This is a genomic window from Heliobacterium mobile, from assembly GCF_009720735.1.
In the GTDB taxonomy this organism is placed as follows: Bacteria; Bacillota; Desulfitobacteriia; order Heliobacteriales; family Heliobacteriaceae; genus Heliobacterium; species Heliobacterium mobile.
In genome coordinates this window covers 66,168-85,488 of record NZ_WNKU01000008.1, presented here as the reverse complement: position 1 = coordinate 85,488, position 19,321 = coordinate 66,168, and the positions used below count along the sequence as shown (strand labels likewise).

The following is a 19,321-nucleotide window of genomic DNA, read 5'->3' as shown; positions in this document are numbered from 1 at the left end:
GTGAACCCATGGAAATCACAGATGTCAAAATCCGAAAGCTAGATCCCGAGGGAAAGATTAAAGCGATGATCTCCATCACCATAAATAACATGGTCGCCATTCATGACATTCGAGTGGTGGAAGGCCCGAAGGGGATCATCGTCGCTATGCCTAGCCGTCGTTCTCACACCGGAGAATACCGGGATATCGTTCATCCCATCTCTCGAGAGTTACGGGATAAATTATCCAAAGCCATAAAGGACGTCTATTTTCTGGCGTCGCAGAAAAAGGATGGACAAAAGGCCTGTGACTATTTTACCTCAGATAGCTCCGATTAGGCAAAACTTTATTACTTGACCAAGTGACCTCTTTGTAGTAAAAAAGCTGTCCACACATCAGTGTTTGGGCAGCTTTTAATTTTTAGGAATTTAAAATCTATTTAGATATGTTGACGGTAGCATAAAAATAAATAAAATAAAATACGAAAATAATTATTTAATCTAGCATAGTAAGTACAGGTGATAAGGTATGATGGTAACGAATGTAAAGCTAAAGAAGTTTGATGCGGAAAGAAAAGTAAAAGCAGTTGTATCGGTAACTCTTGACAATGCTTTCGTCGTTCATGACATAAAAGTGGTCGAAAGCCCCAAAGGGCTCATTGTGACGATGCCTAGTCGAAAGATTCGCAGTGGAGGATACCGTGATATCGCACACCCTATCTCTCAGGAAGCGCGAGAGATGATATCTAAAGCCGTATTGGACACTTTCGAACGAGCACAAATCGAAGGAGCGTCCACCCTTTAAGGGTGAGTCTCAAAGCCAGGCGGAAAGTTACTGCCTGGCTTTTTTATACTCAAGATTACATTTCCGAAAGGATCATCTGAACCTTCGCCTCTAGAAAGGGTGGAAGAGTGTGCCTAATCCCCTTATGCAGGTCTTTAGCCGCCTCAATCCAAAGATGGAAAAAGGAAAGGGCTTTTTCGCCTAATTCAAGTGTCGCTTCAGCGGGAGAGCCCAGGTAACCGTCCAAAGCCCCTTTGCTTTTCCAGGTACCAGGTCCTCGCATATTTCCGATAGAACAAGGAGGTAAAGCCGGTACGATTGTTGTTTTGACGAGATGAGGATGGAGTGCAAGCATCAGTGATGTTTCATACTGTCCAGCATGAATGTCCGGTACGGAAAAGTCTTTTGTCGGACGGCTATAGATCCAGCGGGCGAACGGTTCAGCCACTTCGATAGCCCCTTGCACTTCTACGGAGCGGATAGCAGCATGAATACTGGCTAAGTGGGATGGTGAACCATGAGGAGAAACGACGACGCAATATCGGAAACTCCATCGAGCGGCTTGAAGTAAAGTCTGCTGAACAAGGCTGGCCAGCAATTTCTCCGGTAAGGAAATCGTACCTGGGAAATCGGCTGTTTCCGGCGCCGAACCTAGAGGAATTAATGGGAAAACAAAGGGTTTCAAGCCGGTCACCTCTTCGAGTGAAGCATCACAACGTCGGCAGGCTTCTTCCGCAGTCAAACAATCCACCCCGGTAGGTAGATGGGGGCCATGCTCCTCTACCGGGGCAATAGGGATAAACAGTATGCTTCGACTGAAATCGATATTTGCGATCTCTGTCCATACCATGTCATAAATCTTCATTAGAGATTCCTCCTTTTGTTGATATTTGAGAAGAAAAGACGAATTATTTAAACTAAGTAAAAAATGAAAAAAACAGGAGGTGTTTTTTCAGAATTATCGAATTAATCATTCGCATAAACGTTAATTGGACGAAAGACTCGTTCAGAAAGGGAGGCATTATGGCAAATGTATTTCCGGGTAATGTGGCAGAATTGCCCCGGGAAATTCGAAAAGTTCTGTCTATGGCCGATAGCTTTTATGATTTGCTGGACGGACGAAATTTCTTAGGTATTTCCGATACGGAAAAGTTCCTTTGGTGTAAAGACGGGAAGGAGATTCAATTTCATTTCGATAAGTCTCCATACCTGAAACCGGGAATGGTTACCTATGAAGCCATCAAACAAGGGAGGAAAGTCCTTCGCCGCGTTGAGAAAGAACAATCTCTCTACGGATTTCCCTACAGGGCTGTCTCCATTCCGATCTACGAAGGTAATCGTGTCGTCGGAGCCATATCGACGACCACGGCGATGAAAAATCAATTAAGGATCGAAGCAATGGCTCAAAGCTTAGAATATTCGACAAACCAATTGGCCGCTATGGGCACAAACATCACAGTCGCTGCTGAGGGATTGGTGACGGAGATTGAAGCGATTGCCACATCGGGGCAACGATTGATGGAGGGGCTCGATATCATGGAAAAAGCCATCCAACTGGTTGACCAAGTGGCAGCGCAGACACAGTTGCTCGGCTTAAACGCGGCTATTGAAGCGGCAAGGGCCGGTGAGTTGGGGCGAGGATTTTCCATTGTTGCTGAAGAGATCCGGAAGTTGGCCTTGAACACCGCGGAGAATGCCAAGGTGATCCGCAACGGTCTACAGCAGATGGTCGGAAATGTTAAGGGAAACCGGATTCATTTGGCTGAAGTAGAGCGGTTAGCTCAGTCTCAGGCGGCGACGACAGAGGAAGTAAGCGCCTCTTTGGAAGATTTGCACGGAAACATCGAGCAACTTTACGGGATCGCTCGTGACGGTTAGGAAAAAAACTCCCTTAAGTCGTTGACGTAAAAAAACGCCTCAACGACTTTTTTTATGCCTATAAAAAGGAATCAAGAATAATCTCGTCGAAAACTCTACCTATCCTTTTGAAAAATATACCCGAGATGGGAGAAGTACATAAAACGATGCGATTAAAAAAATGGGCCTTTTGCCTTTCCGCTTTGTTAATCACCAGTACTTCCATAGCCCCAATGGGGAATGGTTACGACGGCACCCTTATTGGCATTGCTGCTGCAAGAGCAGAAACTCCAGTGCTGTCGGCTGAAAAAGAAGTCGCACAGGAACAAACGGTAACAGGATTGACTTTTTCTCTGTCGCTGGGCAAAGCTCTGGGGATTCAGCCGATTTATCCTACAAAAGGGAGCTATGGCGATGTTCCACGGTACTCAACTGAGTTCGGTTATGTGGAGGCTATGGTTGCGCTGGGGATTCTCTCGCCAGGCGATCAGATCCAACCTCATTTACCCATAACTCGTCAGGACGCGGCTTTGCTCATTTGGAGAGCCCTCGGTGATCCATCGGCGGCCCTATCTTACATCCCCTATCCAGATGGATCGGCTGTGGCCGATTACGCCCAAACGGGAGTTGCCTTTATCGCTCAAAAAGGCTGGATTCCCTTGCGTGCTGGTAGCTTTGACCCGCAAGCCCCTCTGACTGTTTCAGAAGCCGAAGCAGTTTTTGCTGCGATTGCTAATACAAGGCATAGCCAGGCCATGCGGGCCTTCGATGTCATCAGTACCCGGAGCCTGGATATCAAAAAAGGTTCTCTAACCCCCCTCGAGATTCCGGAACTCAAAGAAAGGCTACCCTTTACCCCGGTTTACGGGATTGATGTTCCAGACTTGGGTTCTCTGACTCCGCAAGGTCAGTTTGTCATCGGTGAGTCTACTAGCAAAAAGGGAACTGTCACCGTCAATGCAGGCTATTCTGCTTACGATGTGATGGTGAATTTCTATGGCGGTAGTTCTTCCAAAAAGGTAGACACGAACAAATCGAAGGGATCCCTTTCCCCCGTTGAATCCGGTAGGGAATATACCGCAAAGGAAATCCCCTTCACGTATAGGATTGTTTCTGATAAACCGGATCAGGTCTTTCAACAGACTGAATCCACATCCTATCCGGGACCGGAAGAGGGTATCGGTGCAAAAAGCGATACGTGGACCGGCTTTTATCGCCAGCAAGGTCGTGACATCATCGTCGATCTAGGGACACCTCAACCTGTTGCTTCAGTATCGATGGAGTTCATGCAAGACATCGCCTCTGCGATTCGTTTTCCAGAATACATGCGAACCTATCTTTCTACAGATGGACAGAACTGGAGCTATCTCGGTCAAGTCCGCCATGATATTCCACCCTCCGATAAGACGGTTCAGACTCGAACACTATCGCTTCAGTTTCCCTCCGCATCGACGCGATATATAAAAATCAGCTTCCCCGTAGACATATGGACCTTTGCGCGACGTTTATCTGTGACAAGAGGAGCGGAATCGTCAAAACCGCTTCTATTACCCAAAGAGGATCGAGCTGCCGAAGCACTCAAAGCTCCAGCGCCGGCTCCGGAACCCACTTATCTACAGGTACCTGGTATGAATGATGTTTTACTGGTCTATACAGGCGGCCATGAGGCGAGAGGGACCTGGACGAGCGCTGACTTCTTACCGATGATCGCCCACCAGGACCCAAAAGGCTCACTGACAGGTCGCATGTTTGACACGATTCTCTTCCTGCCGTACAGCAAGGTCGGAAGCAGCCGCGATGAATGGCAATCCTATCTGGACGACCTCTTTGCTCCATACGTTCAATTGAGCGCTTTAAACGAAGCCTTAGCATCGATGAACAAGGTCATGGGGACGGCGGAAAAAGAAAAAGTAATTCTCACTATACCCTATCCCGATCCCAAACAGAGTAGCTTTGGCAGTTTAGAACAGAATGGTCCGGCTTTGTCCTTTGACGTAGAAAAGCTGGGCAAAGAAGCAGCCTTGAAAAACCGCCTGGCTGCTGTTGATTGGTTTTATGGGCAACTGTTGAGTCGATGGGAACAGGCTCACTTTGAACATCTGGAGTTAGCGGGGATCTACTGGTATGCTGAAACGATGGACGCTCGTATACCTGGCGAAAAAGAACTGGTGCAAGGTACCGCTCGGCTGGTTCGAGCGAAGGAACAGAACTTTTTCTGGATTCCCTTCCATGGGGCCAATGGCTACGATGACTGGCGTTCCTATGGCTTCCACTACGCCTTTTTACAACCCAACTATTATGCAGAAGATCCGAAACGTTCCGATGAGCGGATGACGCGAACAGCGGATTTAGCCCGCCAGTATCGAATGGGTGTAGAGCTGGAATGTGATGACCGACTTTTAAAAGATCCTCAATATTATCAGTTGTTCTATAAGCAATTGAACCGGGCTCACGAATTGGGCTTTGACGGTCCGACCACAAATGTCTATTATGCAGAGTCTAAAACCCTCGTTACCGTAAGTCGAAGTTCTGATCCGAAGATTCGGGCGATCTACGATGATCTCTACAAATGGATGATCGGCCTTTACAAACCGGTCCGTCAATAAAAGGCAAGGGCCTCCCCTTTTGCGGGGAAGGCCCTTGCCTTTTATGTAATCTTATAAATCCTGAGCGATTTGTGCTAACTGCTCAGATATAGCGGTCAATTCCTCAATTGTTGCGGTGATCTTTTGAATGCCTACACTTTGGTCATGATTCGCCTTTAACACATTTTCCGAACCATGAATGGCCGCATTGATTTTTTCTTCAATTTGGTCGGTCAATGTCTTGATCTGTTCGGTCGTAGTTTTTGAATCTAACGAAAGTTTGCCGATTTCTTGAGCTACGATACCAAAACCTCGCCCCGATTCACCGGATCGGGCCGACTCAATCGATGCATTGATACTTAACATCTGTGTCTGAGCAGCCATCTTCTGGACAAAACCTAAAACTGACTTGATCTGTTTTGCGGCGCTTGAAATCGCCGTGACGTGCTGATGGAGGACCTGTTCAATATCGTTAATCATCTCTGATGTCGAAGCGATATGTTCAAGGGCTTTAGCTGAATCTTGCATGGAATTTTGCAAGTGGTGAGACAACTCCATCACAGTTACTTCTGTTTCCATGCTGACTCCAACACCGATACCACCCATGACTGAGCCGTTATCATCGTAAAAGGGAACTGCTCTTGCCTTAAAAGGCACACCGAACACTTCTTTGGAAATGTTGTTGCTTTGGACACATCCCTGTGCCATCGCCAAGCGGAGAGGATCTCCCGGAGGGATTTGATTCCCCCGTTGAATTTTTAGATCGAACGTATCTGCGGGGTAGTAATCGAGGAACTGTTCCTGGTCCGTGATTACCAAAACAAAGTCTTTGCCCAGGATCTCTTTCAGCCCAGGGGCGACAATTTTCAGCGCATCAATAAATTCTTGTCCTTTGATCAACGGCGATCACTCCTCCTTCGTTTCCACCATGCAAACCCATTTAATCACATCCAAAAATAGTTTTGCTTAATTATAGCAATGGATATAATGGTTACTATGTCGAATATTAGTGTAAGTGAAAAAGTTTATGGCAAAAACAAAGAGGCTGGCCTAGATTAGGACCAGCCAAGTTCTAATGGCAGAACTGATAGAGTGATATCGTCAAAAGAAAAGGCATCTTTCATAAGACTGAAATAAGGAGATCCATTGAAAGCTATCGAAGATGGTTAAGACAAGATTCCCAGAGAGTTCAAAAAAACGAGAATCAACAGGGCTGGGGTGATATAACGAATGATAAAGAAGAATAAATCTATCATCCAGCCGTTGTTCAAGTGCCCACGGTTCATGAGTTCCTGCTTTATATCATCTTTGTTGGCGGCGTAGCCAACAAACAGCGCGATAAGCAGACCGCCCAAAGGCAAAATAATATTTGAGGAAATAAAATCAAAGAGGTCAAAGAACCCTTTGCCGAAAAAGGTGATGCCGCCTAAAAGGCTAGAACTATCTGCTGATAAGGATGCTAAGGTGCCGAAGAGAACGATGACTACGGAACTGACAAAGACCGAGGCTTTTCGGGATAGTCCACGTTCCTCTGAGAGGTAAGCGACAGGTACTTCAACGAGGGAAAGCATGGCTGTAGTCGCTGCAATGGAACTGAGGAAGAAAAAGGCCACGAGAAGGACGTTGCCGAATAGCATTTTTGAAAAAACCAGGGGGATGGTCATGAAGAGCAGTCCAGGACCGGCGCTAGGCTCCATGCCGAAGGCAAAAACAGCAGGGAATACGGCCATGCCGGCCAACATAGAGACCGCCAAATCAGCAAAGGCGACTTTCGCGGCCGTGGAAAAGAGGTTGTCCCCTTCGGTAAAATAGCTGCTGTAGGTGACCATCGTGCCCATGCCGAGAGAGAGTTTGAAGAAAGCTAACCCAAGCGCTGTCAGAATGACTGTTCCCGTCACTGCGCCAAAGTCAACGTGGAATAGGAAATTTAAACCTTCCGAAGCGCCGGGTAGAGTCAAGGCGCGGATATCACAGATGATGATCAATAAAAATAGCAAGGGCATTAAGGTTTTTGTGATTTTTTCGATTCCTTTTTGAACCCCCATGATTAAGATGAAGGAAACGACGGTCATGACGATCATTTGCCAAAGAATAGGCGTAACCGGGTTGACAACGACACTGCCGAAGTGAGATTTTGCTGTCTCTAATGTGATGTTTGAGAAAGTCCCCATTAACGCTTTGAAGAGATAAAAATAAACCCATCCAGCAACACAACTGTAAAAGAACATAATTAGACCGGAGGCGAAAACACCCATGGAGCCAATGTGCTTCCAAGCGGTTTTCGGTTTTAACTGTTCAAAAGCGCCAATAGCATTTTTCCGAGTCTTGCGGCCGATGTAAAACTCACTCACCATAACGGGCAGGCCAACCAGCAAAATACATAGGAAATAGACCAACAAAAAAGCGCCACCGCCGTTGTTACCGGTTAAATAGGGAAATTTCCATATATTTCCCAAACCTACGGCGGAACCTAAAGTAGCAAAGAAAACAGCTAAGCCTGAGGAGAATTTTTCACGACTCGCTTTTGGTTCCTGCATCACCATCACTCCTTATTTAATACTAATAAAACGGAATAGTGCTTATATATTTTAAGTCCATTCCGCGCATTTTCAAGATATTTTAATATTTAAAATATTTCTGAAAAATAACCGAAGTAAAAGCCTCGTTCCTCTGGGGGGGGACGAGGTTTTCCTGTTCTATGTACTTTTATACTGAATCACTCACAGATGTCCAGGGGGACACTTAGTCGGAGAAAATCAAAAACAATCCCAAACTGCTGTTGGCTCTTGGCGCTCTCCTGTATTGGGGGGCGTCTTTGTTTGGGGTGCAGTTGGATCCGACGCCATATCGTGATTTCCTCCATTTGATGTCGATTGCTTTACTGGGAACCGAGGTAATGACCAACTGGGACCAATGGCAAGAAGGTAAAGCTGAATTTTGTCCGGAGCAGTTTATACCGATCGTTGATAAGCCGGTTGTAAAAGCGGAAGAGACGGAACCGGCTACATTTGCGCAGGCCAGGGCGCCTTCGGATACGCGCCGATTTAATACCATGTTAAATTGTGAAGCCCCGATCTCCTATTCTGGAGGTCAGGGCTTTTTTAATTAACGGATTTATCCATAGACTTGTAACAAATTATCTTAATTAAATCTGCATTCCTTACATGCACTACCAGAAAGGAAAAGGGCGATTTCTATAGAAATCGCTTATAGAAATAGAAGCACGTTAAGGATGTGTAGCTGGTGCATAAACTTACAGGGTGTTCTGTTAGATTAGCACGTTTTGTATTCCTGATGATTTTTACCCTACTTATCTTTCAGTCGGGTTCAAATATATCATTTGCGGATACATACGGTGACTACACCTACAGACTTGATAACAATGCAGTCGTAATTACGGGTTATTCTGGTTTGGGAGGTTGTATTACGATCCCGGATACGATAGATGGTTATACCGTATCTGAAATTGACGACAATACATTTCGGGGTTGTCACGGACTAACGAGCGTAGCTATCCCTGCCAGTGTAACCCGAATTGGTTATAGTGCTTTTTTAGACTGTATCGACTTAACGAGTGTGTCCATTCCAAATGATAGTAGATTAACCAGTATTGATAGCGGTGCGTTTATGAATACCAGCCTAGCGAGTATAACCATTCCTGATAGCGTAATAAGTATTGGCGGTGGTGCGTTTGGAGGATGTAACGACCTACAATCAATATATGTAAGTAGCATGAATACGGCTTATTCGAACGTTGACGGAATCCTGTACGACAAATTAGGGACTATTTTGATTTGGGATCCTCCCTATTAAGCCCCCTAATTGAATTTGAGTGATGACCCTCTATTGAACTACAATAGGATTAAATGGAGGGGACAGAAGTGGGAAGAAGTAGGTATCCGAAAGAATTCAAGGAGCAACTTATACAGGAAGCCCAAGAAGTGGGAAATGCAAGCCAGGTGGCTCGTCGACATGGGATTGATCCAAAGCTGCTGCATTATTGGATGAAAGAATCAAAGCATAAGAGTTTTCAAGAGGCTCCGACAGAGGCGAAGAAAATCACTGCATATGTGCCATCTGCACAAGAATTCAAAGAGATGGAAGTAGAAAACATTGCATTAAAAAAGTTGCTTGGGGAAAAAGCATTAGAGATACAGATACTACAAGATCTATTAAAAAAGACGAACCCGGGCTATCGGAGAAACTTGAAGTAGCCGATGAATGGATAGCTCGGGAAGAAGCCAGCACCGCCTTTATCTTACGCATCATCGGCATCTCAGAAGCGACGTACTATGAACGGCGCAAACGCCTTCAAGAAGAGGAAGTCGAAAAAAGGTTAGTGGTGGACGACCCTACCCCGGTTATTCTTGGACAACGGACGGAAATCGAATTAGCGACGAGCAAATTAAGGAGTACTTGCTTGAACTGATTGCTGGAGAAGAAAGCGCTTACGGATATCGAAAGCTCGGCATCTGCCTTCAACGGCAGCACCAGCTAATCATCAATGATAAAAAGACCTACCGTCTCTGTAAAGAGTTGGACATCCTCATTCCCCAGCGAGGGTAAAGGTGAAGCACCCACGACGCCTTGCGTGCAACCGAGAAATCAAAGGCTCTAATGAGCTTTGGGAATTAGATATAAAGTATGGTTACATTGTGGGCGAAGATCGATTCTTCTATCTCCTGTGTATCATCGATGTTTATGATCGAGCCATTATCGATTATCATATTGGATTAAATTGTGAAGGCAAACATGCGGCACAGACGCTGCAACGAGCTTTGTGCAAGCGAAAAATGTTCGAGAGCATAGAAAGACCCGTCATACGCACAGACAATGGACCTCAATTTATCTGCCATGTGTTTGAAGAAACCTGTGAACAGTGCAAATAAAGTAAGCCCCGGACTCATGTAAATAAGCCGGGGACTTTTTGCTTTACTTACTCGGTGTTGAAGTGGCATTTTGAAAAATGGTTGCTACCTGCTGATCTAAAGCACTTGCCTCAGCAAAGTAATTATTTGCGACAGTAACTCTGGATAAATCGTTATTTTCCAAGGCCGAGATAAACTCGCTCATTCCCTGATTGTTTTTCGCAATCATTTTTATCATGATATCTTGGGCCTCGCGCATTGACGAAGGTGGGGTGACCCCTGAAATTTGTTCTGACGACTTTTCATAAGCCGGTAGAATCTCAATCCTTATTTTCTGGGCGAGGTCTTTTCCACTCAATGTACCATTAGCGGTTTGTTGGCGGAGGTTTTCAAAGTTGGCATTGTTTTTTTCGATATCGTTGAGGATAGGTGTAATTTTTAAGAGGTACTCAGCCGTTTCAGCCTCATTTGTCGGAGACGATTGACTTAAAGATGGAGTAGGCTCAGGAGTCGAATTTGGAACCGGAGCCGGAGCAATTGAAGCGGTACTAGGTTGCTGGGTACCGCTAACCGGAGCTTGATTACTACCTCCTCCGCAACCGGTCAGTGTAAGAACGGCAGAAGCCACTAAGCCAATAAGAACCTTTTTAAGCATTTCCTTTCCGCCTTTCATAGCTAAACGTTTTTCCTACCAGTGAAATATCTATACCCGACTAAATGATTCCATGCTTACGAAAAAACGCTTGAACATATTTTGGAGCAAAAAAGCCCCGGACTCTCCATAGCGGAGGATCGGGGCTTTTTGTGCTTAATTCTCTCCTGGTAACCAATACGTTATGTTGAGCGTTCGTTCCAGATCGCGTTTCTAATTAACTCTTTAACTTCGTTAGGGCGTTGGATATCTTCAAGGACCATCAAACAATTCCACGCCTTCCGACTCCTAAAGCACGATCCTTAAGCTCTGGACTACCTTAATATCCTTGATTCGAACTAGATCTATTTGTTATTCTTTCTTTCCAAGTAGGCCAGGAGGCATCAACGCTCAATCCCTGAATTAGACTCGCCGTTACCATTACCGTTGCTCACGACTGTCACTGCTCGGTATACGTCGGCGGCTGCCAAGATGGGAGTGATGTCATCATCAGGGAAGTGGGGCTTGAGAGCCTTAATGATCGCGTTGATGTCGATGGTCATAGGGCATTCCTCCTATCACATTGTTTTACTGGTTGTTACGGTAAACCATCTGCCCAATGCGCTAAATAATTCCTCTGTGGAGATGATTTTTCAGCATAGAAAAAGCCCGGTTATTCACCAGGCTTTTTGTCTTCTATGATTTCGAATATATCCTCAACAGATTTGTTCATCGATCGGGCAAAGAGCATACCGGTAAGCAGCGATGCTTTGTCACCTTTAAGAATGCGAGATAGGCTACATTGTAATATGCCAATCTCTTGGGCTACTTGTTTTTTGTTTGCCAGCGTCGAGTATAGCTTTTTCAACGTCCAAGCGCCGAATCTGGACTCGATACATCGAATCACCTCAAAAGACACTTCGACAAATTTATTCCAGATTATCCCAAGAATAAAACATAAGATTTTCATCCGAGGATGACAACAATTCGACAACAACGCGAGCGTATTTTGACAACATTAGCTGACCTACACGCCAGCTAGAATGCTAGATTTATAAGGATTTTCTATTCGGGCCATTTCCCGCCGAGTAGATGATCCCGTAAATCGACGAGAACCCCTTCTTTACGAGCCGGTTCACCCGACGCAGAGGTATCATTGCTTTTCAGAGGGCCTTTCGAGGCCGAAGCTGCAGGTGCTAAGACAGGGGGAGGCACTTCATCATTGGAAGTTTCGGAGCCATCTCGCATTTGACCTTTTTGCATCGTCCCGATTTGTTTTTCCAGGCGTTCAACCCGGTCAGCCAGTTTAAAGACGCTTTCGGTAACCCGATTGCCGAAAGCTTTCATGGCCGGTGAAACAGCTTCATCGAACAGTTTGACCGCCACCATGGTTTTTTGGGTGATCGACATTTCTACCACATTGCGAACGGTCGATTTAATGACTGTTTCTAATTCAGGACGAATTCGTGACAACGAGTCTCTCGCGATGGCGTCATCGATAAGTCTGCCGATCAATCCGGGAATATCGTCACCGGTAATCTCCGACTGAGCCTCAAGCCACTGATGTTGTTCCGGGGATAGTTCTACCGTTATTTTTTTCATTCTAGCCAATTGGAAAATCCCCTCTCCCCTAAAAATCTCTATTCCTGATGTCCCAGAGAGTATCGAGCCGGGTTTGTAACTCTAATAACTATTCTAATCGAGATCATTTGTGATTGTCGAGATAGGAATCCTCTGGGGCATGCTTTTTTCGATTGGGGAAAAGATACAAGAGGGAGAAAAACATGGATGGTTACGAAGAGGGTCGCCGATGTATAAAGAAGAGATTTCCATGATCCAGATCGGGTTGCTCATGGCTTCATTTTTTGTTTCTGGTGCCGGCCTCTATTACCATGGATACCTGCTTCAGACGGTAAATTATAATCCTTTTGCACCGCTTTTTTCTGGCGCTGTCATAGCACTTATCCCGACAGTCTTAGCCAGCCTAATCTGTGCCAAATTTCCTAGAGACAACATCATCGGCATCGCTCGGCAACTATTAGGGCGCCCTGTCGGTATACTCATAACAGCACCGCTCGTGTTTATTCATTTTGCTTTGCCATTACCGATATTTCGTATTGCCGCAGAACTGATTACGGATGTCCATTTAACGAATACACCACCGATCGTGTTGATGCTAATATTGCTGACGATAAGCAGTTGGATTGCATTGATGGGAACAGAGGTGGTCACCCGTACCAATGATGAGCATTTAGTGATCATCTTTCCGTTGACAGCGATCATGTTTTTTCTTTCTACGTCAGATATAGATCCCAACCTGGCTAGACCTTTGACCCAGTTTGATTTTTCTTACTGGATGAGACCGGAGTTTTACGGAAGCTTGTCTGTCTTTTTTGGCTTTGGGTTGGCTTTATTTCTAAACGACGCCATCAGCCACAGCCAAAAGCTCTACCGGATATTGATCGGTTTGACCTTTTTAGGGCTTTTGTATCTTCTTGTAACGCTCTATTTGATCATCGGCACATTAGGGATGGAGATGGCATCCAGCTTCGATCAACCTTTAAAAGTGAAAATGACCACGCTTCGGGAAATGGTTTTTTTTCAAAGGGTGGATATTCTCCTAATCCTGTTATGGATGTTCCCCACGATAACGGCCATGTCCGGCCTGATCGTCACGGGAGCACGGGCCGTTGGTCAGTGGTTGCATCTAGAAAATTATCGCACTGTCGTTTTGGCCTATTTCATCACCGCTCTGGCATTGCGGTCATCGGTGGAACCTTTTCAAAATGCTCGTAATTTTTTGATGTATTTAAGCCCCCTTTGGGGGGGGCTGATGACACTGCTGCTCTTGCTTTTTTTGATCTTATCGGTGATGAAAAAAAGGTATGCCCTATCCCAGAAAGAACCAAGGAGACGAAATAATGGGTAGAATCCTTGTTCTATGTTTGTTGGTGGGAATACTGACTGGTTGTTACGATCAGAGTCCGATCGAACGAAGGGCGCTGGTGATGGTCATCGGTTTTGATAAAGGTGAAGAAAAAGCGGTGGCTATCATACCGGATATTCATAACCCGAAACAATCTGACGCCAACACCCAGGTAGGTCCACAAGCGACAGCTGGCCCGGCCATCTTAGCTCCCCGTCTTGAGGGGGATACGATCGAAGACGCCATCGAAAGCGGGAAAAAGCGCTTGCCGAGGATTCTCGATTTTGGACTGACCGGGGCGATTGTCATTTCGGAACGAGCGGCACGAGATGGCATCTTTCCTTTTCTGTCCTGGAGTTTGTTTCAACCAACTGTCCGAAATAATGCCTTTGTCATGGTGACTCCAAGTGATCTGCAATCCTTATTTACGGAGAAAGCGAAGACCGTGGAAGGAACACAAGGCGGGAACGTCATCGTCAGCCAACTGGTCAGCGATACGAAATCTGCAGGCATCGCCCGGGTCCATCTATGGGAAGCCTATCGAACCTATCTTGACCGGACTGGATGCATAACCACCCCCTATATCCGTCTGGTCGATGGAAAGGTCAGCTATGACGGAGCAGCCGTATTTCACTACGATAAGATGGTCGGACGGGTGGACAGCAAAGAGACGGCCTTGATGATGATGGTTTTAGTAGAACGAACACCCTACCTTTATACTTTTCACTTTGACTCCCCCGATGGAGGCGGGCAGAAAACAGATCCGCAAACGAAGGGACAGGCGAATCGCAGAAACGACAAGTCCAGTAATGTTACCCTGCGAGTTCAAACGGTAAAGCGCACCTATCAGGTAGAGCGGGTAGGACCAAAACAATACAGTGTCATCATTAAAGTCGATATGGACGGAATGTTGTCTGACGCCAACCCTCCTCAGGTCCGCTATTCAACAGAAGATTTTGAAGCGATGGGAGAACAGGCGACTGAAGCGATGCACCGCGACTTGGAGGCTTTAATGAATAAGACGCAAAAGCAGATGGGGGCCGATGTGTTCCATATCGGTCGATATGTTCGTCCGATAGATATCGAAGAATGGCGCTCTATGGATTGGCATGAAGTTTTTCCGACGATACCGGTTGAGTTCGAAGTGAAAGTTCGCATCTTAGGGGCGACACGGTAAGGGAAGGCTAACGGCTGAGCAGAGCACCCACAAAGACGACGGCGGCGAGTATATGGCTGGGACGGGTGCCTGCGTTGTCTACATGCCACGTTCGTCCATGGGATAGGATACGAAAAGCCACAGGCAGAGAGAATACAAGATAGAGGGCACCAAAACCGAAGAAAAAGGGCAGGGGCAGCAAAAGGGCGGACAGCATCAGTGTGTACCGGATGAAGTACCGAAAATGGGCCGGATGGGCCGTCGGTAATGTCCGTAGCCGTCTACGATCTCCCTCCTGGTCCACTTCGTCGCCGATGACCCTTGTGGCTAAATGAAGAATACCGATAGCGATCGCCAACAAAAAGAGCCGGCGCGATATAGGGCCAGCACTTCCGGCGGCACCCATGTAGAAAGAGGACACGATAAAGACGAAGATAGAAAGGCCTCTTCCCAGCCAATGGCCTTGAGTGAGCCGGTGCAGCGAAGGATGGACAGAGGCAAAGGAAATCACCAGGATAAACAAAGCCGTCCATAGGTCCATGAGCGCTGTCAATAGGACCGACGTCAAGAGACAGCCATAACCAAAAAAGCGGGCAGAGGACAGCGACAGTTTTCCTGAGGGGAGTGGACGTTCCGGGTGGTTGATCCTGTCTTCCTCTAAATCTTCGATATCATCAAAGGCGTAGATACCAGCGACGAAAAAAAAACCTGCAAGAAACAAGGGAAGCAGGGAATAGGAGGGGGCCCGTTCAATGACGGCAGCGAAGACGACTGTAATGGCATAACGAAAACATGCACTGGGACGGGCAATGTTCCAGAATTCGATGATGTTCATAGGCGCTCCTTTCTTACCTGTTATCCTTCCCACCATCACTACATCCTAAAGGAGAACCAAATATGTTCGAAAAACTGTTTCAACTGAAGGCGAGAGGTACTGACGTATCGACAGAGATACTGGCTGGCTTGACCACATTTATGACGATGGCCTATATTCTCGCTGTTAACCCGGGGATACTTTCGGCGACCGGAATGAGCAAAGACGCCGTCTTCTTCGCTACCTGTGTTGGCGCAGGTCTCGTCACGATTGCCATGGGCTTGTACGTTAACTTTCCGATCGCCTTGGCACCGGGAATGGGTCTCAACGCTTATTTTGCCGTTGTAGCCTCCCAGGCAGGCGGGATCCCCTGGGATGTGGCCTTAGGCGCTGTCTTTATTTCCGGCGTCATCTTCATCATCTTGACAGTGACGCGGGTGCGCCAATTGCTCATAGTAGCTTTTCCTCATGCCTTAAAAAAGGCGATTACCGTCGGCATCGGTCTATTTATCACGATCATCGGGATGAAGCTTTCTCATCTCACTGTGGCTAGCTTGCATCTAGGTCCGTCCCTAGGTCAGGTCACGAGCTCCGGTGGTTATGGACACCTGCTTTATTTCGAGTGGGATCTTATCCTGGGCAGCTTGCTCCACCCCGATACGATGTTGGCATTGTTTGGCTTGATCCTGACGGCCATCTTAATGGCGATGCATATCCGAGGCGCTCTCCTGATTGGGATTGTGACGACGACCCTCTTAGGAATACCGATGGGGGTCACAAAAATCAGTGAATTTACCTTCACTTGGCCCTCTTTAAACAACTTAGCCGTAGGCGCCCTGAATCTCCGAGGTGCTTTTGAAATGGGACTTGTTTCAGTCGTGCTTACCTTTACCTTCGTGGAACTCTTCGATACCTTTGGCACCTTAGTCGGCACCGCCGGAAAGGCGGGATTGCTCGACGAACGAGGCCGCTCTCCCCATATTGGCAAAGCCATGTTGGTCGATGCCTTCGGTGTAAGTTTAGGTGCCTTTTTAGGTACGTCTACGATCACGGCCTACGTGGAATCGGCAGCCGGTATCGGACAGGGAGGGAGGACCGGATTAACTTCCGTGACCACAGGGGTGCTCTTTCTTCTCGCTCTTGTTCTGGCACCTTTTTTTAAGCTGATCCCTGACGCGGCGACTGCTCCCGCATTGATCATCGTCGGTGTGTTGATGATCTCCTCGATTACAGAGATCGATTTTAACGATTTTACGGAGGCTCTACCGGCTTTCTTAACCTTCGCTTTCATGCCCTTTACCTACAATATCGCTAACGGCATCGCCGCTGGTATCGTTTTTTATACACTGTTGAAAATCGCCACTGGTAAAAGCAAAGATGTCCATTGGCTCATGTATCTCTTGACAGTACTCGTCATTTGGCGATATGTTTCTTTGGGGGGCCATTAATAGCCAAAAAAAGCGCTCAAGAGCGAGAACTGGGAATTGTTGATCTGATTGTGATTTTGCGAATTACTTTTTGGGGGATTGCATACTCGAAGGATGTCGATTATTCTGGTATTGTGTGCTTGAGAAGGGAAAATACTGCCCTTGTTGAATACCTTTTGTAAACCTGTATCGTAGGAGGGCGTTCATGAGTTCTATTGGCAACAAACCCTTGGTAGGCATTGTGATGGGTTCTGATTCTGACCTAAAGGTCATGAAGGAAGCCGTCGAAGCGCTAGAGGAATTTGGAGTAAAAGCGGAAATACTGGTCGCTTCGGCACACCGGACACCGGAACGGGCTGCCCGTTATGCCGAGACGGCGGAAGCTCGAGGACTGGAAGTATTGATCGCGGGAGCCGGTTTAGCTGCTCATCTTCCTGGGGTGTTAGCTGCCTTCACGTTGCTGCCTGTCATTGGAGTACCTCTTCAATCGGGTGCCTTGCAAGGTTGGGACAGCCTTCTGGCTATCGCTCAGATGCCTCCCGGCGTTCCTGTAGCGACAGTGGCTGTCAACGGTGCGAAAAACGCCGGTCTACTCGCTGTTCAGATGCTTGGCGGCAAATATCCAGAACTGCGAGAAGCGTTTAAAGGGTATAAGCAAAAAATGGCTCGTCAAGTGGAAGAAAAAGATGCGAAATTAGGGGAGCCAAGACCCGTTTTTTAAGGTAAAATAGAAATCGAAAATTACAGGAAGTGCAGCTTAGGGTTCCGCGGAAACGGTCTGGACCGAGCGCTGCAAAAAGGGGTCAAAGGCGACCGATGTCTGTTAAACCCTTTTTACACCGGAGGGAAAAAAGCCCAGGCGGTTAGGTTCCTTGCTTTACAGCGGAGGAATCTAACTCGTTATGGGCTTTTATATTTTTATAAGAGCTAGTGGGTAAAAGATTCTTACAGAAGAAAAGCCAACCGATATTGGCTGTGAAAAACTGAGGAGGTACTATTTCATGATCGATCGTTACACATTGCCCGAAATGGGCGCTATTTGGGCAGATGAAAACCGCTTTCAGAAATGGCTCGATGTAGAAGTGGCCGCTTGTGAAGCGATGGCCGAAATGGGTAAAATCCCCCGGGAAGCTTTTGAAGCCATTCGCGATAAGGCCGGTTTCAACGTGCAGCGTATTTTTGAAATCGAAGAAATCACCAAACATGATGTGTTAGCTTTTCTAACCTGTGTCGCTGAGTATATCGGTGAAGAGTCTAAATACGTTCACATGGGCATGACCTCTTCCGACGTTTTGGACACGTCTCTGTCCTTGCAAATGAAAGAAGCCGGTGAACTGCTGGTACAAAAGCTGAAAAAATTGCGCGAAGTCATCGGCCAACGGGCCGTCGAGCATAAATACACCGTCATGATCGGCCGCACCCATGGGATTCATGCGGAACCGGTTACCTTTGGTTTAAAACTGGCCCTCTGGTATGACGAAGTGGGCCGCTGCATCAATCGCATGAACCACGCCATCGACACCATCAGCGTGGGAGCTATCTCCGGAGCGGTGGGTACCTTCGCTCAGATCGATCCTCGTGTTGAAGAATTCGCTTGCGGCAAATTAGGCCTTCGTCCCGCCCCCATTTCGACCCAGGTCATTCAACGGGACCGCCACGCCGAATACATGAGCACTATCGCCGTAGTTGGCAGCTCTCTGGACAAGTTCGCCACAGAACTGCGCAACTTGCAGCGGACAGACATTCACGAAGTGGAAGAAGCCTTCTCCAAAGGTCAAAAAGGCTCCTCCGCCATGCCCCATAAAAAGAACCCCATCACCTCTGAACGGGTCGCCGGTTTGGCACGAGTACTTCGCGGCAATGCGCTCGCCGCTTTGGAAAACGTAGCCCTCTGGCATGAGCGGGATATCACCCATTCGTCGGTGGAACGGGTCATCATTCCCGATTCGACCATTCTTCTGGACTACATGCTTGCCAAGATGATCGAGATCATGAAGAACCTGCAAGTTTTCCCAGAGAACATGAAAGCCAACCTGGAAAAAACCTTAGGCTTGGTCAACAGCCAACGGGTTATGCTGGCCCTCGTCGACAAAGGCGTTCTCCGCGAAACGGCTTACCACTGGGTACAGCGCAATGCCCTCAAAGCCTGGGAGATCAAGGTACCCTTCAAGGAACTGGTCCTCAAGGACGAAGAGATTATGACCAAGTTAAACGATCAAGAAGTAGAAGGTCTTTTCGACTACGACTACCATATCAAACATGTCGACACACTGTTTAAACGTGTAGGTCTATAAC

Annotated in this window: 22 protein-coding genes; 14 read left to right on the top strand and 8 right to left on the bottom strand. The window is 47.0% G+C overall.

Annotation, left to right across the window (positions count from 1 at the left end; genetic code table 11):
* Window positions 1-8 precede the first annotated feature (8 nt).
* Both spoVG (GJ688_RS08850) and spoVG (GJ688_RS08845) read left to right on the top strand, forming a co-directional pair.
* On the top strand, window positions 9-317 hold the full coding sequence (gene spoVG, locus GJ688_RS08850) for a septation regulator SpoVG (protein ID WP_155476192.1): 309 nt from the start codon (window positions 9-11) through the stop codon (window positions 315-317).
* Window positions 318-507: 190 nt separating this feature from the next.
* The gene (gene spoVG / locus GJ688_RS08845; RefSeq protein WP_155476191.1) at window positions 508-783 is read left to right on the top strand and encodes a septation regulator SpoVG; all 276 of its coding nucleotides are present in this window, start codon (window positions 508-510) and stop codon (window positions 781-783) included.
* 55 nt (window positions 784-838) lie between these two features.
* Here the strand turns inward: spoVG (GJ688_RS08845) and GJ688_RS08840 are convergent, their stop codons facing one another.
* Window positions 839-1,627, bottom strand: coding sequence for a creatininase family protein (locus tag GJ688_RS08840; RefSeq protein WP_155476190.1), 789 nt, complete (start codon window positions 1,625-1,627; stop codon window positions 839-841).
* 158 nt (window positions 1,628-1,785) lie between these two features.
* On the opposite strand from GJ688_RS08840, the gene GJ688_RS08835 reads away from it, so the two are divergent.
* Together GJ688_RS08835 and GJ688_RS08830 are read left to right on the top strand one after the other, a co-directional pair.
* Window positions 1,786-2,640, top strand: a complete 855-nt coding sequence (locus GJ688_RS08835; protein WP_155476189.1) for a methyl-accepting chemotaxis protein — start codon at window positions 1,786-1,788, stop codon at window positions 2,638-2,640.
* Window positions 2,641-2,786: 146 nt separating this feature from the next.
* Window positions 2,787-5,225 carry a DUF4855 domain-containing protein gene (locus GJ688_RS08830; protein ID WP_170291817.1) on the top strand — a complete coding sequence of 813 codons (2,439 nt, stop codon included), beginning with the start codon at window positions 2,787-2,789 and terminating at the stop codon, window positions 5,223-5,225.
* Between the two features lie 51 nt (window positions 5,226-5,276).
* Here the strand turns inward: GJ688_RS08830 and GJ688_RS08825 are convergent, their stop codons facing one another.
* Together GJ688_RS08825 and GJ688_RS08820 are read right to left on the bottom strand one after the other, a co-directional pair.
* Window positions 5,277-6,104, bottom strand: a complete 828-nt coding sequence (locus GJ688_RS08825) for a methyl-accepting chemotaxis protein (protein WP_155476187.1) — start codon at window positions 6,102-6,104, stop codon at window positions 5,277-5,279.
* A 266-nt stretch (window positions 6,105-6,370) separates the two neighbouring features.
* Complete coding sequence (locus GJ688_RS08820; protein WP_155476186.1) at window positions 6,371-7,741, bottom strand: sodium-dependent transporter; 1,371 nt, start codon at window positions 7,739-7,741, stop codon at window positions 6,371-6,373.
* A gap of 278 nt (window positions 7,742-8,019) precedes the next feature.
* Here GJ688_RS08820 and GJ688_RS08815 point away from each other — a divergent pair, with 278 nt between their 5' ends.
* The 5 genes from GJ688_RS08815 (at window position 8,020) to GJ688_RS08795 (ending at window position 10,093) form a co-directional block, all read left to right on the top strand.
* A complete protein-coding gene (locus GJ688_RS08815; RefSeq protein ID WP_155476185.1) occupies window positions 8,020-8,313 on the top strand; it encodes a hypothetical protein in 294 nt (97 codons plus the stop codon).
* 134 nt (window positions 8,314-8,447) lie between these two features.
* On the top strand, window positions 8,448-9,017 hold the full coding sequence (locus GJ688_RS08810) for a leucine-rich repeat domain-containing protein (protein WP_155476184.1): 570 nt from the start codon (window positions 8,448-8,450) through the stop codon (window positions 9,015-9,017).
* 68 nt (window positions 9,018-9,085) lie between these two features.
* A complete protein-coding gene (locus GJ688_RS08805; RefSeq protein WP_170291816.1) occupies window positions 9,086-9,418 on the top strand; it encodes a transposase in 333 nt (110 codons plus the stop codon).
* Window positions 9,419-9,593: 175 nt separating this feature from the next.
* Window positions 9,594-9,770: a transposase gene (locus GJ688_RS08800; RefSeq protein ID WP_328597344.1), complete on the top strand. Its 177-nt coding sequence runs from the start codon at window positions 9,594-9,596 to the stop codon at window positions 9,768-9,770.
* Window positions 9,771-9,772: 2 nt separating this feature from the next.
* Window positions 9,773-10,093 carry a DDE-type integrase/transposase/recombinase gene (locus GJ688_RS08795; RefSeq protein ID WP_155476181.1) on the top strand — a complete coding sequence of 107 codons (321 nt, stop codon included), beginning with the start codon at window positions 9,773-9,775 and terminating at the stop codon, window positions 10,091-10,093.
* A gap of 43 nt (window positions 10,094-10,136) precedes the next feature.
* Here the strand turns inward: GJ688_RS08795 and GJ688_RS08790 are convergent, their stop codons facing one another.
* The 4 genes from GJ688_RS08790 to GJ688_RS08775 form a co-directional block, all read right to left on the bottom strand.
* Entirely contained in the window at window positions 10,137-10,727 is a 591-nt protein-coding gene (locus GJ688_RS08790) for a hypothetical protein (RefSeq protein ID WP_170291815.1), read from the bottom strand.
* Between the two features lie 380 nt (window positions 10,728-11,107).
* Window positions 11,108-11,266, bottom strand: a complete 159-nt coding sequence (locus GJ688_RS08785; RefSeq protein WP_155476179.1) for a hypothetical protein — start codon at window positions 11,264-11,266, stop codon at window positions 11,108-11,110.
* Window positions 11,267-11,376: 110 nt separating this feature from the next.
* Window positions 11,377-11,610 (bottom strand): hypothetical protein, encoded by a 234-nt coding sequence (locus tag GJ688_RS08780; protein WP_155476178.1) that lies wholly within the window; start codon window positions 11,608-11,610, stop codon window positions 11,377-11,379.
* A 158-nt stretch (window positions 11,611-11,768) separates the two neighbouring features.
* Window positions 11,769-12,314 carry a hypothetical protein gene (locus GJ688_RS08775; RefSeq protein ID WP_170291814.1) on the bottom strand — a complete coding sequence of 182 codons (546 nt, stop codon included), beginning with the start codon at window positions 12,312-12,314 and terminating at the stop codon, window positions 11,769-11,771.
* A gap of 199 nt (window positions 12,315-12,513) precedes the next feature.
* Between GJ688_RS08775 and GJ688_RS08770 the strand changes: the two genes are divergently transcribed.
* Together GJ688_RS08770 and GJ688_RS08765 are read left to right on the top strand one after the other, a co-directional pair.
* Window positions 12,514-13,632: a GerAB/ArcD/ProY family transporter gene (locus GJ688_RS08770; RefSeq protein WP_170291813.1), complete on the top strand. Its 1,119-nt coding sequence runs from the start codon at window positions 12,514-12,516 to the stop codon at window positions 13,630-13,632.
* The gene (locus GJ688_RS08765) at window positions 13,625-14,806 is read left to right on the top strand and encodes a Ger(x)C family spore germination protein (RefSeq protein WP_170291812.1); all 1,182 of its coding nucleotides are present in this window, start codon (window positions 13,625-13,627) and stop codon (window positions 14,804-14,806) included. The genes GJ688_RS08770 and GJ688_RS08765 overlap by 8 nt, the downstream gene beginning before the upstream one ends.
* Window positions 14,807-14,813: 7 nt before the next feature.
* Here the strand turns inward: GJ688_RS08765 and GJ688_RS08760 are convergent, their stop codons facing one another.
* Window positions 14,814-15,653: a UbiA family prenyltransferase gene (locus GJ688_RS08760; protein ID WP_170291811.1), complete on the bottom strand. Its 840-nt coding sequence runs from the start codon at window positions 15,651-15,653 to the stop codon at window positions 14,814-14,816.
* Between the two features lie 29 nt (window positions 15,654-15,682).
* Here GJ688_RS08760 and GJ688_RS08755 point away from each other — a divergent pair, with 29 nt between their 5' ends.
* From GJ688_RS08755 to purB, 3 genes are all read left to right on the top strand, one after another.
* Entirely contained in the window at window positions 15,683-17,047 is a 1,365-nt protein-coding gene (locus tag GJ688_RS08755; RefSeq protein ID WP_155476173.1) for an NCS2 family permease, read from the top strand.
* A gap of 184 nt (window positions 17,048-17,231) precedes the next feature.
* The gene (purE, locus tag GJ688_RS08750) at window positions 17,232-17,747 is read left to right on the top strand and encodes a 5-(carboxyamino)imidazole ribonucleotide mutase (RefSeq protein WP_155476172.1); all 516 of its coding nucleotides are present in this window, start codon (window positions 17,232-17,234) and stop codon (window positions 17,745-17,747) included.
* Window positions 17,748-18,027: 280 nt separating this feature from the next.
* Window positions 18,028-19,320 (top strand): adenylosuccinate lyase, encoded by a 1,293-nt coding sequence (gene purB, locus GJ688_RS08745; protein WP_155476171.1) that lies wholly within the window; start codon window positions 18,028-18,030, stop codon window positions 19,318-19,320.
* Window position 19,321 lies beyond the last annotated feature (1 nt).

What these genes read in the sequence shown, in the direction of transcription:
- GJ688_RS08790 (WP_170291815.1), bottom strand. Translation starts at nt 10,727, where the DNA reads ATGCTTAAAAAGGTTCTTATTGGCTTAGTGGCTTCTGCCGTTCTTACA.
- GJ688_RS08755 (WP_155476173.1), top strand. Translation starts at nt 15,683, where the DNA reads ATGTTCGAAAAACTGTTTCAACTGAAGGCGAGAGGTACTGACGTATCG.
- GJ688_RS08840 (WP_155476190.1), bottom strand. Translation starts at nt 1,627, where the DNA reads ATGAAGATTTATGACATGGTATGGACAGAGATCGCAAATATCGATTTC.
- spoVG (WP_155476191.1), top strand. Translation starts at nt 508, where the DNA reads ATGATGGTAACGAATGTAAAGCTAAAGAAGTTTGATGCGGAAAGAAAA.
- spoVG (WP_155476192.1), top strand. Translation starts at nt 9, where the DNA reads ATGGAAATCACAGATGTCAAAATCCGAAAGCTAGATCCCGAGGGAAAG.
- GJ688_RS08765 (WP_170291812.1), top strand. Translation starts at nt 13,625, where the DNA reads ATGGGTAGAATCCTTGTTCTATGTTTGTTGGTGGGAATACTGACTGGT.
- GJ688_RS08830 (WP_170291817.1), top strand. Translation starts at nt 2,787, where the DNA reads ATGCGATTAAAAAAATGGGCCTTTTGCCTTTCCGCTTTGTTAATCACC.
- purB (WP_155476171.1), top strand. Translation starts at nt 18,028, where the DNA reads ATGATCGATCGTTACACATTGCCCGAAATGGGCGCTATTTGGGCAGAT.
- GJ688_RS08820 (WP_155476186.1), bottom strand. Translation starts at nt 7,741, where the DNA reads ATGCAGGAACCAAAAGCGAGTCGTGAAAAATTCTCCTCAGGCTTAGCT.
- GJ688_RS08785 (WP_155476179.1), bottom strand. Translation starts at nt 11,266, where the DNA reads ATGACCATCGACATCAACGCGATCATTAAGGCTCTCAAGCCCCACTTC.
- GJ688_RS08770 (WP_170291813.1), top strand. Translation starts at nt 12,514, where the DNA reads ATGTATAAAGAAGAGATTTCCATGATCCAGATCGGGTTGCTCATGGCT.
- GJ688_RS08835 (WP_155476189.1), top strand. Translation starts at nt 1,786, where the DNA reads ATGGCAAATGTATTTCCGGGTAATGTGGCAGAATTGCCCCGGGAAATT.
- purE (WP_155476172.1), top strand. Translation starts at nt 17,232, where the DNA reads ATGAGTTCTATTGGCAACAAACCCTTGGTAGGCATTGTGATGGGTTCT.